General features: G+C 54.0%; 12 protein-coding genes and 1 pseudogene. 7 read left to right on the forward strand and 6 right to left on the reverse strand.

The features are described 5' to 3' along the window. Position 1 precedes the first annotated feature (1 nt). The 5 genes from LZ634_RS14570 to LZ634_RS14590 form a co-directional block, all read right to left on the reverse strand. Positions 2–949, reverse strand: a complete 948-nt coding sequence (locus LZ634_RS14570; protein WP_234506534.1) for a carbamate kinase family protein — start codon at positions 947–949, stop codon at positions 2–4. A 175-nt stretch (positions 950–1,124) separates the two neighbouring features. Further along, positions 1,125–2,543: a DUF1116 domain-containing protein gene (locus tag LZ634_RS14575; protein WP_234506537.1), complete on the reverse strand. Its 1,419-nt coding sequence runs from the start codon at positions 2,541–2,543 to the stop codon at positions 1,125–1,127. Then, on the reverse strand, positions 2,543–4,090 hold the full coding sequence (gene fdrA / locus LZ634_RS14580; protein WP_234506540.1) for an acyl-CoA synthetase FdrA: 1,548 nt from the start codon (positions 4,088–4,090) through the stop codon (positions 2,543–2,545). The genes LZ634_RS14575 and fdrA overlap by 1 nt, the downstream gene beginning before the upstream one ends. Continuing rightward, a complete protein-coding gene (locus tag LZ634_RS14585; protein WP_234506543.1) occupies positions 4,068–4,943 on the reverse strand; it encodes a DUF2877 domain-containing protein in 876 nt (291 codons plus the stop codon). Before LZ634_RS14585 ends, fdrA begins: the two co-directional genes overlap by 23 nt. A 39-nt stretch (positions 4,944–4,982) precedes the next feature. Further along, positions 4,983–5,588: an ankyrin repeat domain-containing protein gene (locus tag LZ634_RS14590; protein ID WP_234506546.1), complete on the reverse strand. Its 606-nt coding sequence runs from the start codon at positions 5,586–5,588 to the stop codon at positions 4,983–4,985. A gap of 241 nt (positions 5,589–5,829) precedes the next feature. Between LZ634_RS14590 and LZ634_RS14595 the strand changes: the two genes are divergently transcribed. Both LZ634_RS14595 and LZ634_RS14600 read left to right on the forward strand, forming a co-directional pair. Then, complete coding sequence (locus LZ634_RS14595) at positions 5,830–6,324, forward strand: DUF1097 domain-containing protein (protein WP_234506548.1); 495 nt, start codon at positions 5,830–5,832, stop codon at positions 6,322–6,324. A 90-nt stretch (positions 6,325–6,414) separates the two neighbouring features. Next, entirely contained in the window at positions 6,415–7,347 is a 933-nt protein-coding gene (locus LZ634_RS14600; RefSeq protein ID WP_234506552.1) for a LysR substrate-binding domain-containing protein, read from the forward strand. A gap of 75 nt (positions 7,348–7,422) precedes the next feature. Here LZ634_RS14600 and LZ634_RS14605 read toward each other — a convergent pair whose 3' ends face one another. Continuing rightward, positions 7,423–8,859 carry a UDP-N-acetylmuramoyl-tripeptide--D-alanyl-D-alanine ligase gene (locus tag LZ634_RS14605; protein ID WP_234506554.1) on the reverse strand — a complete coding sequence of 479 codons (1,437 nt, stop codon included), beginning with the start codon at positions 8,857–8,859 and terminating at the stop codon, positions 7,423–7,425. 344 nt (positions 8,860–9,203) lie between these two features. On the opposite strand from LZ634_RS14605, the pseudogene LZ634_RS14610 reads away from it, so the two are divergent. The 5 genes and pseudogenes from LZ634_RS14610 to LZ634_RS14630 all read left to right on the forward strand — a co-directional run. Beyond that, a pseudogene (locus LZ634_RS14610) lies at positions 9,204–10,838 on the forward strand (Mur ligase); the annotation flags it as partial. Between the two features lie 55 nt (positions 10,839–10,893). Beyond that, positions 10,894–11,589: a cysteine protease LapG gene (gene lapG, locus LZ634_RS14615; protein WP_234506561.1), complete on the forward strand. Its 696-nt coding sequence runs from the start codon at positions 10,894–10,896 to the stop codon at positions 11,587–11,589. Positions 11,590–11,598: 9 nt separating this feature from the next. Continuing rightward, positions 11,599–13,539, forward strand: a complete 1,941-nt coding sequence (gene lapD, locus LZ634_RS14620; RefSeq protein WP_234506564.1) for a cyclic di-GMP receptor LapD — start codon at positions 11,599–11,601, stop codon at positions 13,537–13,539. A gap of 17 nt (positions 13,540–13,556) precedes the next feature. Then, entirely contained in the window at positions 13,557–13,898 is a 342-nt protein-coding gene (locus tag LZ634_RS14625; RefSeq protein ID WP_234506568.1) for a tryptophan synthase subunit beta, read from the forward strand. A 335-nt stretch (positions 13,899–14,233) separates the two neighbouring features. After that, positions 14,234–15,048 (forward strand): retention module-containing protein (locus LZ634_RS14630; RefSeq protein ID WP_234506571.1); only part of this gene is annotated, 815 nt, incomplete at its 3' end.

Consider the following 15,048-nt stretch of genomic DNA (forward strand, 5'->3'; position numbering starts at 1 on the left):
TTTAATGGACGATATGGGTGCCCGTTTCGCCACGCAGGGCGGCGGGCAGACATTCCGGCGTGGTGATAATCACTCGTTTTCCGCCGTGTTGTAAAAACTGTAGGCTGGCGACAATCTTCGGTAGCATGCTGCCCGCCGGGAAGTGCCCTTCATGCATGTAGCGCGTCATGGTGGCGACATCCACCTGCCCCAGCGCCTGCTGCTCAGGTTTGCCGAAGTGGATGCACACTTTTTCCACGCCGGTGGTGATAACCAGAATATCGGCGTGGATCTCCCGCGCCAGCAGCGCGGTGGAGAGATCTTTATCAATAACCGCATCCACGCTGCGATAATCCCCCTCTTCCCCCAGCACCACCGGAATACCGCCGCCGCCCGCGCCAATGACCAGAAAACCTTTCTGCGCCAGCGCCTGAATGGCTTCAGACTCGACGATACGCTTCGGCTCCGGAGAGGCGACAACGCGACGATAGCCACGCCCAGAATCCTCAACAAAGCGCCAGGTCGGATTCATTTTTTGCAGCTCATCGCGCTGCTCGGTACTGAAGAATGCGCCGATCGGTTTGGTCGGATTGGCAAAACCCAGATCGTTTTTATCCACTTCCACCTGCGTCACCACCGTCACCGCTTTTTGCTCACCGCGTTTGGCCAGCCGGTTGTTCAGCGCCTGCTGAATCAAATAGCCAATGCCGCCCTGCGTATCGGCCACGCAGTTGGCAAGCGGCGTTAATGGCAGCCCTTCGCGCTCGTGGGCAATCTCCGCGCGACGCAGATCCAGCCCTACCTGCGGGCCGTTACCGTGCGTCAGCACAATGTTGTAATCCGACGCCAGCATCTCCAGCACCGTGTCGGCCACCGCTTTCACCGCCTCTGCCTGATGTTCAATCGACTGGCTGGCGTTGTCTTTGATAATGCTGTTGCCGCCAATGGCAACGACCACAAGTTCTTTCATCGTGTAGGTTTCCAGTGCAGAAGGTGATGTGATTATTGTTGTTGGGTTTGCTCCCTCTCCCTTTTCAAGGGAGAGGGTCGGGGTGAGGGGTGGTGCGCTGAACGGCAACCTGGGCCTCCGGGCCCGTTGTCCCCTCACCCTAGCCCTCTCCCCGGAGGAGAGAGGGCACCGTCCGTTATCCGTTGTAGCGTTCGCACCAGCTCAAAATCGCCTTCTCAAAGCAGGCGAACGGCGGATGCACAATCCCGGCACCAATCATGCCGATACCCGCATCTTTGTGCGCGATAGCGGTGTTGATCACCGGCAGAATGCCGCTGCTGCCCACCCGGGTGATATCGATAGCCGTCGGCACACCCATAAAGCCCAGCAGTGGGATGGTGACGTTCGGGTTCTCACCGAGGGTGATTTCGCGCATCTGGCGGGAGAAGTCGATAGCTTCTTCTACCGTACCGCCCACCAGCGCCACGATGGCCGGTGCCGTCGCCATCGCAAAGCCGCCGATGCCGTAGGTTTCGGTAATCGCGCTGTCGCCAATATCCAGACCTGAATCTTCCGGTTTGTACCCCGCGAACATCGGGCCAATTACCTGCTGCGCCGGGCCGGTAAACCACTGCCCCGGCAGGCCGCTGACGCGCAATCCGAACTCAACGCCATTACGCGCCATGGTGGTGACCACGGTGCTGTATTCGATACCGTGCGCCGCGTCCATCGCCGCTTTACACATCGCCATCCACGTCGGGCCGGAGAAGTAGTCGCTGCTGGCAACGAATTCAAACACTTCGCGCTGCTGCTCAACGGTGTAACCCGCCTGGATAATCCCCGGCGTCAGCGCCTGAATCAGCAGCGTGGTGCCCGCGTTATTACGGTTGTGGCACTCATCGCCCATGTGCAGCGCCTGAGCCAGCATTAAGCGCAGGTCAATCTCGCCGATAATCTTCATCGCGTCGCGCAGCATCGGGCCCTGCACATCGCGCATCCAGTTCAGACGGTCGATAACGCTTTGGTCGTTGGCCCCCATGCGCAGGATCTTGGCCATCTGCTCGCTCATGTTGGTATAAGCGATGTTGCCGTAGGTTTTGTTCTCGACGATATGCATAAACATTGACGCCGAGGTGACGCCGGCCATCGAGCCTACGCAGTCATGTTCGTGGCACGGCGAGAAGGTGATTTCACCGGAAGCGGCGAGAACTGCGGCCTCGTCGATATCTTTTGCCAGCCCTTCAAACACCAGCGCCCCGGTCACCGCGCCCTTCATCGCGCCGCACATGTTCTCCCACTTCACCGGCGGGCCGGCGTGGAGAATAGTTTTTGGCGTCATGCCCGGGACCACGTTGATCGCTTGGTCAAAGCCAATCAGCACCGGATGCGACTGAATAATGCGCTCCAGCGCCTGCTGGTTCGCCGCGGCGATTTTGTCTGCCAGCGGAGAGTCGGCGATGCTATCCAGCGCGTTCACAATCTGCATATTGCCCTGACCCGGCGGTGTCCAGTCGAGCTGAGTCGCGGCAACATGCTGTTTTTTCAGGTCATCACTAAACATCGCGATACCGACGTTGATGACGTTCAATGGTTGGGTAAACAGTGACTGGCTCATCAGGCTTCCTCCCCTTTGCAGATAAATTCACGTGCCAGCAATCCGGTATTGGTGCTGCTGCTGGCGAGGATCACCCCCGCATCGCTCAGCATCTGGCGCTGTTGTTCCAGCGAAGGGGTATCCAGATCGGTCCCCAGCACATAGCCGAGGATCACCAGTTCACGCCCGTCGGCTTTGGCGATCGCTTTCGCTTCTTTGATCGCCTCGATCGTCGAACCCACCGGATCTTCATGCGATCCAAATCCCAGCACGAAGTCCATCACGATAACGCCCACTTCCGGATCGCGCGCTTCCTGGATCAACCGGCTGATACGGTTGGTGGGGTCGATCATCGGGTGCGGCTTGCCGTTGGTGAAATCGTCATCGCCAAAATCGAGGAAGGTATGTTTTATGCTGCGGTTAATATCCGTCAGACGGAAGGCCGGATCGGGCTGAATATTGCTGTAAACGTCGCCGTGTTTCTCCAGGACCGCAAACATCGTTTCATCGCACAGCGTACCGCCGCAGAACAGGCCGCGAATGTACTTCTGCTGTGGAGTTAAAAGCGCGCGCACGTCGCGAACTAGCGCGCCATTTAACGGATGCAGATCTAACGACGCTTTATTTACGCCGCTCAGCAGCACCGCTTTCAGCGCCGCCTCTTTGGTGCCACGAGCAAACTGCAGACCTTGTTCATCAGTCGGCGGTTCCGCGCGGCCAAGGAAACACACCACCACCGGTTTACGGCAGGCGCGGGCGCGCTCCAGTACTTTCTGCGCCACGGCCGGCGCCGGCGGTTTAGAAACCAGGGCGATAATTTCGGTTTGCGGATCGTTTTCCAGCATGCCGATAGCATCCAGCATCATCAGCCCACCGATTTTTTCGCTCAGGTCACGACCGCCGGTACCAATCAGCTGCGAGATGCCGCCGCCAAAATCGTGGATCCGCACGCTCAGCTCCTGGCTACCTGTGCCGGAAGCGCCGACGATGCCGATATTGCCGCGACGTACCGCGTTGCCAAAGCACAGCGCCGCGCCGTTAATAATGGCGGTGCCGCAGTCTGGCCCCATCATTAACAGCCCTTTTTCATGCGCCAGCTGCTTGAGCGCCAGCTCATCTTCAATGGTGACGTTATCGGAAAACAGCATCACGTTGAGATCATTTTGCAGCGCCTGACGTGCTTCGCGGGCAGCAAACAGACCGTTGACCGAGATCACCGCCAGGTTGCTTTCCGGCACGTGTTTTTTGGCGCTAGCGAGCGTGGCATAGCGCGCTTCGTGCGAGCCGCTCTCCGCCTTCTTCGTGAACAGCTCTTCAATCGCCGCCAGCATCTGGTCGTTGTCCGCACCGGCTTTACCGTTAATCACAATCATCAGGTCGCCGTTTTTCGCCTCATCCAGCTCCGGCGTCAGCAGGCCTAAGTTTTTCAATACGCCTTTGTTCATCTCGGTCGCCATCGCCACAAATGCCTGATCGACACCGTCGAGCTTATTGGCGCGGGTGGAAATCGACATAAGCGATACCGAATCAAAATACGTGTTCTTTTTAATAACTATTTTGACTGACATAATTTCCTCCATACGTTTGGCTCAGGGCGCAGGCGTCCGCCATGCCGTACAGCATGTCGCAGCCGGAACTCGAGCCAATATTTTTAATATTGGCAATAGCCTGGATAGAAAAGCAGGTGGGTTCATTAATCATGCCGTTAATAAACCCGAAAATACTTTCTCGATAACGTTGGGAAAATGCGGCTTCCAGCGTAATAGCGCTGAGCTGCGTGGTATTTTCACGCGCGACTTCAAGCGCGGAATAAAAATCATCGCGATATTGTTGGGCCGGGTGTCCGTCGATAAATAAAATCGTGCTCAGCCCAACTAAATAATCATCCGCCGAGGGCGTCAGACCAATACCCAGCCCCACCATATTGGCAACGGCTGACGTAATTTCGCGGCCCTGTAATAAAGCGTTAAATAATGTCCGGCGCCGCTGCTGTAATGCGCTGGAGATAGCCTGATAAAATGGGTTGTCTCCGCGCCAGCGAAACAACGTCTCATTTTCCTGTAATTGTTGATGAATCACCTCGCACCATCGTTGCCAGGGAATTTGCCGAAACCGTTCGGCGTTAAGCTGCGGCGTTATGGGCTGCCAGCGCTGACAGGATGTGGTGCTGAGCCATTTATCCTCGCCAATGGCAATCCCCGTAGGGTGAAACTGAACCGGTTCGCCGTGCCGGAACAGGCCATCAAAGTGAGTGAGTGCTAACCTACAGCTGTTGGGGGCGTTGTCGTAGTCTTCACATAACAGCGTCATTAATCGCTGCTGTGCCGGGAGATAAAGGTTTACCGCCCGGGAAAAAACCTGTTCAACTCGTCCACCGCCGCGCTCAAAGAGAAAGCGCTCATCCGCAGTTAGCGCTTGCACACACCGCCGTATTGGGGTGTTGATAGCGCGTCTCCTCTGTCAGGCTCCGGCGGCAATCAGCAGCTGGGCAATTTCTTCATATCCCTTCTCCCACGCCAGTTCCAGCGGGGTTTTACCGTATTTATCGGTCATATACGGGCTAGCGCCGTGCTCAAGCAATAACGCAACAATCGTCTGCTGAGTTTCGCCGCCGTCGTTCAACACAATCGCTTCCAGCAGCGGCGTCCAGCCAACAAAGTTGGTGTGATTGACGTTGATGTGGGTGCGAATTAACAGCTCTTTGACGATTTCAAGGTGGCCTTTTTCGCAGGCTGGGGTCAGACCCACACCGCCAAAACGGGTTAAGCGATTCAAATCCGGACGCGCCGGTAAAATTAAACGCAACAGCGTTAAGTCATTATTCAGGCAGCTAATGAGAAAAGGGTTTAAGCAGGTTTGGTCTTGCTTATTAATATCCACACCGGCATCAATTAATTCCGCGACACAATCATATTTTTTATTCAGGCTAGCCAACGTAATCGCCGTTTGCCCCTGGCGGTTGCACGCATTAATATCCACGACCTGGCGCAGGCAGGATTTTAATTTTGCCAGTTCGCCTTGTTGTGCAGCCAATAAATAATCAGCAATCAGATTATTGTTAGTCATGTTAATTCCCCTGATTTTTGTGGCTGTTTTGATGAATTGAGAATAGCAACGAAAATCGGAGAAAAGAACCCGCTTAAATTTTATTCGCCATAACCCGGTTAATTATTGAAAATAATTTAACAATCAGCGCAGACTGTGCGGTAGTGCACCGTTTATTTCTTTTGCGCTATGCCCCTTCACTCAATCGGGTTTTCTTTCTATATAGTTTCAACACGAAACCACTACACGAGAGGAAATCATCATGAACGGACTCACCGCAACGGGCATTACTGTCGGGATTTGTGCAGGTCTCTGGCAGATGGTGTCTTCGCAGGTTGGGCTAGCGGCAGGCTGGGAATTACTGGGTTCGATAGGCTTTGTCGCCTTCTGTAGCTTCTACGCGGCAGGCGGCGGTAACGCGGGTTTTGTAAAGAGCCTGGCGGTGAATTACTCCGGTGCCGTTTGGGCATTTCTCGCCGCTACGGCCTCCGGATGGCTGGCGTCGGTCAGCGGGCTTTCCGCCTTTTGGGCCGGTGTGGTCATGACGGTACCCTTCTCCGCCGTCATCGTCTGGCAGGGGCGATTCTGGCTCACGTCGTTTATCCCCGGTGGCTTTCTCGGCATGACGCTGTTTTTCGCAACCGGCCTCAACTGGTGGGCTACGCTGCTGGGTTTCCTGGCCGGAAACAGCATCGGGTATATCTCGGAATACACCGGGCGGAAATTGAGCGAGGCGACCTCAAAAGACGCGGCGTGAGCCGTTTTTAAAAGTTATTCAAAAATCATTGCTCAATGATACGTTCTGCCAATACATTCATCTGTGGATCCATGCGGCAGGAGCAGGCAGATGAACTCAATTTTTACCGAAGAAAACCTGCTGGCGTTTACCACCGCCGCACGGTTCAGCAGCTTTAGCAAAGCGGCGGAGGAGCTGGGTTTGACCACCTCCGCCATCAGCTACACCATCAAACGCATGGAAACCGGGCTGGATGTGGTGCTGTTCACCCGCAGTACGCGCAGCATCGAGTTGACCGAATCTGGCCGCTATTTCTTCCGCAAAGCCAGCGACCTGCTGAATGATTTCCACGCCATCAAGCGCAGCATCGATACCATCGCTCAGGGAATTGAGACCCGCGTGCGCATCTGTATCAACCAACTGCTGTACACGCCAAAGCACACCGCCCGGCTGCTACAAGTATTGAAAAAGCAGTTTCCGACCTGCCAGATAACCGTCACCACCGAAGTCTATAACGGCGTGTGGGATTCGATTATTAATAACCAGGCGAATATCGCTATCGGTGCACCGGATACGCTGCTTGACGGTGGCGGTATCGACTATACCGAAATCGGCGCCATTCGTTGGGCTTTCGCCATCGCGCCAACCCATCCGCTGGCGTTTATGCCGGAGCCCATTTCTGAAAGCCAGCTTAGGCTATATCCCAACATCATGGTTGAGGACACCGCCCACACCATCAACAAAAAGGTCGGCTGGCTGCTGCACGGCCAGGAGTCCATTCTGGTGCCGGATTTTAATACCAAATGCCAGTGCCAAATCCTTGGCGAAGGAATCGGCTTTTTACCGGACTATATGGTGCGCGAGGCGCTGGAAGAGTCCCTGCTGGTCACCCGGCAGATCCATAACCCGCGCCAGGATTCCCGCATGCTATTAGCCACTCAGCACTCCGCCACCGGGCAGGTGACGCAGTGGATTAAGCGAGAATTTGGGCCACAGGGCGTATTAACCGGTATTTATGCCGATTTGCTACATCGAGATGAATAACCGGATTTGATCGTCCTTGCCATGAGACCACATATCACGACGAAGAACGATCCAGCCTCAGCATAAGCCGATCGTTCAGTGAGAAGAGTGGACGCGACGAGCCGCTAACAGTTTCAACCAATTCACTAGCTTCCAGATCTGAGCAGCATGCGACCCTTTAAATAAAACGACGTCACTATCCTGAATTGTCTTCAGGTAAACCGCTTTAAACGCCTCAATATCATCCAACACGATACACTGCTTGCTAGAGGAGATCGCACCGCCATACTCTTTGTAGGTCTGGCCAATCAGGTAGATATTATCGACCGTGCTACGATTTATCTCGTCCATCAAGGCAAGATAATACTGTTCATACTCATCACCAAGTTCAGCCATCTCACCCAAGACAATCACTTTTCTCCCGGGTAGATTCGACTCACTCAATTGAGCAACTGCCGCCCTCATTGAGCCAGGATTCGCGTTGTAAGCATCATCAATCACCGTTAACGGGTGTGCTGCCACAATGAGTGAATTGACTTCACCCCGCCCAGATAAAGCCTCAAAACGCGAAAGTCTCGCCAGCGCTTGCTCGGGAGAATAGCCGAGTGAGGACACTACGCTGAGCACAGCCACGCTATTGAGTGCCATATGCTGGCCTTCTGCCTGCAGTGTATAGCTGAGGCGGCGGCCAAAAATCTCCGCCGTAACACGACGCGTCGCCGGGTCATATGACACCAGTCGACAGTCACATTCTCCCCGCTGACCATAGGTCACCACACGCAGTCCCTGTTTTATTGCCGCCGTATAAATACAGTCCCATTCCTGCATATCACGGTTGAGCACGGCAACATCACCTGGCTTCATACCTAAAAAAATCATCGCCTTAGTGCGCGCAATATCATTTAAAGACTGACTACCCTTGAGATGTACCGCCTGGATATTGGTGACGACAGCCACGGTAGGACGCACCATGCGCGAGCTCAGATCCATACGGCCAATCGCCATCTCCAGGACGATCTGCGGTGTATTCCATGGCATCGAAGCAATATTCCACGCAACGCCGCGCGGTAAGTTGGCATTCGCCACACTCCCGCAGGCAGGCCCCCACTCAGCAAGTGCAGCGGTCAGCATTGCAACACACGTCGTTTTCCCAGCGCTTCCGGTGACGCCGATAACGTTGCCACTCATTTTGCCGCGGGCATATCGCCCCATACAAAATAGAGCCTCGTTCCAGTCATTGACGAGATAAACAGGCACATTACATCCTGTCACCAGGCCCTCATCACTGACGATTAAAGCCGCTGGCGGAAATGGAAGCCTATCAAGGCTGTCTGAGAGTATGCCGCCGCTTTCATTTTCACCACGCACACACACCATATTGCCGGGCTGCATTGCGGGGGCGAAAATAGACACGCCTGTCGCTCGCCAACCATCATGTGGTGGAATCAACCAACGACCCGGAACCGCCTCGACGAGCAATTCAGCTGTCCAGCATGCATCCTGTGAATATCCTTTTTCAATTTTCTGTGTCACCTTAACTCCTGGCAAATTCAATGGTGATGCTGCGGGTTGGCAATGGCATACATCCATGATCCATCAAACCGGATCGACGATTGTTGTGCATACTTCCCTAAATCACTTACATTAGTCAGCTTATTGGGAACCCTATCTTGCCACCTTCCTGTCATTCGAATTCTTTAGGCTAAAGGCAGAATTATCCAACGATATCTCTGCCAATTTGTTTGATCCTGGAAGGGTTATTTCTTATTCTCTGAGCAAGATAGTAGAAATGTAGAATACATAAATCGCAATATGTAATGCTATTTTGAATGCGATTATTCTCAGACAAGGGTGTCACGGCATGACAAGGAGCTTAAATGTCACTGAGTCGTTTACTTACACATACGCGCCCTGAACTTGAATCGCTTAATGTTCCCGCACAGCCTTCCCCCTTTCCGGGCTTTATCCTTTTTCTGAGCGCCAGCAATGCTCAGGAACGCGCTTATACCGCCTATGCCTGCGGTGACACACTGGATGAAGCATGGCAACGCGCGCAGGATGACCTCCAGCGCTGGACGAGCCAACAAAGCCGCCAGCCGGTCTGGTTACGCGTCGATCTGGTCGATAAAATTCAGACCCTGCGTTGGGATGCTCTCCAGGAGAAACTGGGCAAAACCAAACGTAACTATTTCCGCTTTGGTTTGAGTTTTACCCCCGACTTCAAGCAGCCCATCCTTGAGCAGGAAATTAACGCCAATGCGCTGATGTATCACGGTACCGAAGGTGTCGCGACGCCCAATGCCGCGAATCTGGCGCACTATGGCCGCTGGCGCTTTGGCAACGCGTTACGCTGGCCGGATGAACCGCAGCAACTCATTTGGCGCTTCAACACCCGCAGCCTATTCAGCGACGGGGAACAGGTTTATCCCATCGAGTTCAACGGCCGTAATGCGGGCTATCGCCAGCTCACGAACTGGCAGGAAGAAGCGCTCGACCCGATGATTTTCTCCGCCACCGACTATCTGGCTCGTCAGGTGAAAAAATCGGGCCGCTACCACTACGGCTGGTTCCCTTGCTTCGATCGCCCTATTCCAACCTATAACGCTTTGCGCCATGCCAGCTCCACCTATGCGCTGCTGGAAGGTTGGGAAGTGACACAACAACCGACGCAGCTTGCCGCCATTGAACGCGCGTTGCACGACCTCTCAACTGAGCTAATTGCCACCCGGAAACTGCCCGACGGCAGCGAGGCCGATTTTCTGATAGACACCGGCGGCGAAATTAAACTCGGCGGTAACGCGGTGTGTATTCTGGCGATGACCAAATACACCGAGCTGACCGGCGATGAACGCTATCTGGCGCAAATGCAGCGTCTCGCCAACGGCATTGGCTTTATGCAAAAGCCGGAAACCGGTGGTTTCAACCACGTCCTGCATGCAGCCGATCTGTCGTTGAAGGCAGAACACCGCATCATTTACTACGATGGTGAAGCGGCTTTCGCACTGATGCGCCTGTACGGCCTGACGAAAGATCCGCGCTGGCTGGCCATCGTTGAACACGCCATGGATCACTTTATTGCGCAGAAGCACTGGCAGGCTCACGACCACTGGCTAAGCTACTGTGTTAACGAGCTCACGCTGTACCGTCCGCTTGAACGCTATTACCAGTTTGGCCTGGACAACGTTCGCGACCACCTGGATTTTGTTCTCCACCGGGTTACTACCTACCCGACGCTGCTGGAGCTCATGATGGCAGCATCGCGTATGCTGAAACGCCTTGCCGATTCTGAACATCGGCATCTGCTGGACGGATTCGATATGGCGCAATTCAATCTGGCGCTGGAGACCCGCGCACGCTATCTCGCAAACGGTTTTTTCTGGCCGGAGCTGGCGATGTTCTTCAAAAATCCACCGCGCATCACGGGCAGCTTTTTTATCCGTCACCACAGCTTCCGGGTACGCATTGATGACGTCGAGCATTACCTTTCCGGCTATGTCGCTTACCGAAAACACTGGCGTCATCAGCATGGCTACACGGCATAATCCCTTGATAATGAGCGTTTCATAAATGAAGCGCCTGCGGGATTGCGCGCGCGCGTTAGCCTGGAAACGATGGCTACCGTTGTTTTTGGCACTGCTACTGATTCCGCCGGATCTGGGAGCGGGCTGGGACTTCAATACCATCAATACGCGCACCCAGCGTCTTTATGGCCCAGCCTCAACCACCGCGCAGCGTAATATTGACGACTGGGAGTTATTGCTTAAAAAACCTGCAACAGGCAATATTCAGGCCACCCTGAATCGTGTAAACCAATTCTTCAATTCACGAATTCGCTTTGTGGATGATATGACGGTATGGGGACAAGAGGATTATTGGGCCACGCCGGTTGAAGCATTGCGTAAAGGTGCAGGCGATTGCGAAGATTACGCGCTGGCGAAATATTTTACCCTACGTGAATTAGGTGTTCCGGCCAGCCAACTGCGAATTACCTACGTTAAAGCATTACAATTAAATCAGGCACATATGGTGGTGACATGGTATTCGACCCCGGACGCAATTCCGCTGGTTCTCGATAATCTCAAACCCGCCATATTACCCGCCACCGCACGCAGCGATCTGCTCCCCGTTTATTCTTTTAACGGTGAAGGTTTGTGGATCCCACAAGCCAGCGGCAGCAAACGCGTTGGCGACAGTAAAAGACTCTCTCGTTGGCAGGATCTTCTCACCAGGATGCGTGCAGAAGGGTTTGTAATTAATGAATAGGAAGCGGTCATGTCCCTTTATAAACAGCTACTGATTGGCATCTGTCTGTTTACGCTGACGATCTTCTGCGGCAATTTTTTCGCGACGCTGGAAAGCTCGCGCGAACAATATCATAACCAGCTGGGCGCACATGCTCAGGACGCCGCCACGGCTCTCGGTCTCTCGCTGACCGCGCATATTGACGATCCGGTGATGACGGAACTGATGGTGAATTCCATCTTCGATAGCGGCTACTTCTATCGAATTAAGGTTATTGATATTAAAAGCGGAAAACCCATTATCGAGCGGCAAAATATTCCGCCAAGCGCCAACGTACCGGACTGGTTTGTGCGTATGGTGCACCTGAATCCAGGCCAGGGAGAAGCCGTCGTCATGCGCGGCTGGACCCAGGCAGCCCGCGTCGAAGTGATTAGCCATCCAATGTTCGCTCTGGCGCGCCTGTGGGGTAGCCTGGTCGCCAGCTTCCTCTGGCTCACCGGCTGTAGCGCACTGTGTATTCTTGGCGCGATGGTTATGCTGCGCCATCGTCTGCGCCCGCTGAACTATATCGTCGAACAGGCCATGGCCATCAGCCGCCGTGAATTCCTGAGCCTACCCGCGTTGCCGAAAACCCCGGAATTACGCCGGGTCGTTGAAGCCACCAACATGATGGTGACTCAGCTTAAAGCGCTGTTTAGCGAGCAGGCGAAACGCACCGAAAGCCTGCGTCAGGAAGCCTACAATGACAGCCTGACCGGCCTGAATAACCGCCGGGCATTCGATATTAAATTCCAGACCCGGCTGAGCGATGAAGACCATGCGGACGGCAGCCTGATTTTACTGCGCGTGCAGGACCTCATGGGCCTCAACCAGCGTCTTGGCGGCGCGAGCACCGATAAACTCTTAACTGCCGTCGCCGAAATTCTTAACGAGCTGCAGCAACGCTTCTTCCCGACGGAAGGATTCGTCGCCCGCGTCCGCGGCGGCGAATTTGCCATTATCACCACCCCCGTGCTGCCCAAAGAGATGGAGAACTTCGCAAGCTCCCTCAACACCCAATTGAAGGCGCTTTATGATACGGGTCTGAGCGATGTCAGCCCGGTCGCCCATTTTGCCGAGGTGGCGTTCCACTACGGCGACACTCCGCAAAACCTGCTGCGTCAGGCAGATCAGATTCTGGTTGCGGCGGAAGCGGATATGCGGACCTTCGTCGATCCTGCTGTGGCGCAACAGCAAGCGCCAGATGAAGATCACCACCACTGGCACCAACGGCTGACCGCTATTCTGGATAAAGAAGCGTTCGAGCTGTACTTCCAGCCGGTGTACGAATGCAACACAAAACATGTTGTTTTGCATAGAAAAATACTGGCTCGTATTAAAACCGATGAGGGTGAAATCATCCCTGCGGGCCGCTTCATTCCCTGGGTTCGCCGCCTGGCGCTGGGGCTTCGCATGGATGTCGTGATGCTTAAACAGACGCTCCGCGCCATGGAAAACACCACCCACGCTTTTGCCCTCAGCATCAGCGGTGAGAGCGTGGCCGACGACGAAAGTCTGAATACCCTGCTTCAGCCGTTAAAAACCGCGCGACACCTGACCTCGCGGTTGACGCTCGAACTGGACGAGAACGAACTCCCCGATCCGGAACGCGTCAGCGTACTGGTAAAAAAATTGCAGGAACTCGGCTGCGGCCTCGGGATCCAGCATTTCGGCGGACGCTTCCACCTCATTGGCAACCTGCCGCAATGGGGGCTTGCCTGGATTAAAGTTGACGGTGGATACACTCACCATATCAATGAAGAAGAAGACAAAAAGCTCTTTATCGAAGCCATTTACTGGGCTACACGGCAGATCAATTTGCCGCTCATCGCCGAGCGCGTTGAGACGGAAGGTGAGCTGGCAGTACTGGAGAAAATAGGCCTGTATGGCGCGATGGGGCGTTATTTTAGCGACGCCAGCACACTACAATAAATCTCAGGAGAGCAGCCATGCACTTTATCGAACGTGATGCAGAAGGACGAATTGTCCGGATTGAAAATGTAGAATTCAACGGTATGACTGAGCAGAGTGAAGAGCCTACTGCTGAAATCAACGAGTGGCTAAAAGTAAATAGTCTTCGCACCGCAACAATACAACAGTTGCAGCAAAGCGATCTCAATATGGTCCGTGTTCTGGAAGACCTTATTGAGGTTTTGATGAGTAAGGGAATTATCAGCATCACCGATCTCCCTCCTGCCGCACAAAACAAACTGCTTAATCGTGCTCAGGCCCGTCAGACCTTGAGCGGGCTGGAAGGACTCATCGGCGATGAAGATGAGAGACTGATATAAAATGCTATCGCTTACAATATTTCAGGTGCATGACTTATTACCTGAAATATTGTTAGCCAACTAATAATTGATGCAATTTTGTCCTACCCCTACCAACTTTTTACAAGACATTTCCATTGAACCAACATTAAAATCAAAGATTATTTTTCCCATGCCTAATAGTCTCGAATTAGATTCGGACTAATTGTTTATTACATATGCATGATAGCGGTGTAAATATAAGTAAAATCAATATTTTTACCTGAAAAATAGAGTGTTAATCCAAAATATGCGCAGTATTTAATTGTTTTTTTTCAGCGGCAAGGATAAGCCCGCAAAATGAAGGGGAGTGCCATATGAACGGTGTAGCCGGAACAATAAAAGCAATCATTGGCCAGGTCTTCGCTATCTCACCCGACGGAAGCAAACGCTTATTGGTTGAAGGCGATAGAATTCTGTCCGGAGAGCAAGTTGAAACAGCTGCCAACGGCGCCGTCACCATCACCCTTCCCGATGGAAAAACGCTCGACCTTGGGCGTGATAGCCATTGGGAAGGTGGACATAGCCTCTCCTCCACTCAGACACAAACCGATCAAACGGATATCGCGGCCATCCAGCAAGCCATTGCTGATGGCCAGGATCCAACCCAAATTCTCGAAGCCACCGCAGCAGGCCCACAAACCACAACAGGCAGTGGCGAACCTGGCGCCGGTGGTGCCCACTCGCACGTAATGCTTGATTTGACCGGCGAAATTATCGATCCCACCGCCGGATACCCAACCGAAGGCCTCGACTTCCCGGACACGCCGATAATAGAAGAACTCACCATTCTCGACAGAACCAACGGCGTGAATGTAGGTGATGATTCTGATGCGGATGCCGATGCAGATGCAGACGCCGATGCGGATGCAGATTCCGACGCAGATGCCGATGCTGATGCCGATGCTGATGCCGATGCGGATGCGGATGCGGATGCAGATGCCGACGCCGATGCCGACGCAGACGCGGATGCTGATGCAGATGCCGACGCAGATGCCGACGCGGATGCGGATGCCGACGCGGACGCCGATGCAGATTCCGACGCAGATGCCGACGCGGATGCTGATGCCGACGCTGACGCGGACGCCGATGCCGACGCGGACGCGGACGCGGATGCCGATGCCGATGCCGA

The organism is Kluyvera intermedia, from assembly GCF_021440345.1.
Taxonomy (GTDB): Bacteria; Pseudomonadota; Gammaproteobacteria; order Enterobacterales; family Enterobacteriaceae; genus Kluyvera; species Kluyvera intermedia_A.

What these genes read in the sequence shown, in the direction of transcription:
- LZ634_RS14570 (WP_234506534.1), bottom strand. Translation starts at nt 949, where the DNA reads ATGAAAGAACTTGTGGTCGTTGCCATTGGCGGCAACAGCATTATCAAA.
- LZ634_RS14625 (WP_234506568.1), top strand. Translation starts at nt 13,557, where the DNA reads ATGCACTTTATCGAACGTGATGCAGAAGGACGAATTGTCCGGATTGAA.
- LZ634_RS14575 (WP_234506537.1), bottom strand. Translation starts at nt 2,543, where the DNA reads ATGAGCCAGTCACTGTTTACCCAACCATTGAACGTCATCAACGTCGGT.
- LZ634_RS14595 (WP_234506548.1), top strand. Translation starts at nt 5,830, where the DNA reads ATGAACGGACTCACCGCAACGGGCATTACTGTCGGGATTTGTGCAGGT.
- fdrA (WP_234506540.1), bottom strand. Translation starts at nt 4,090, where the DNA reads ATGTCAGTCAAAATAGTTATTAAAAAGAACACGTATTTTGATTCGGTA.
- LZ634_RS14600 (WP_234506552.1), top strand. Translation starts at nt 6,415, where the DNA reads ATGAACTCAATTTTTACCGAAGAAAACCTGCTGGCGTTTACCACCGCC.
- lapG (WP_234506561.1), top strand. Translation starts at nt 10,894, where the DNA reads ATGAAGCGCCTGCGGGATTGCGCGCGCGCGTTAGCCTGGAAACGATGG.
- LZ634_RS14590 (WP_234506546.1), bottom strand. Translation starts at nt 5,588, where the DNA reads ATGACTAACAATAATCTGATTGCTGATTATTTATTGGCTGCACAACAA.
- lapD (WP_234506564.1), top strand. Translation starts at nt 11,599, where the DNA reads ATGTCCCTTTATAAACAGCTACTGATTGGCATCTGTCTGTTTACGCTG.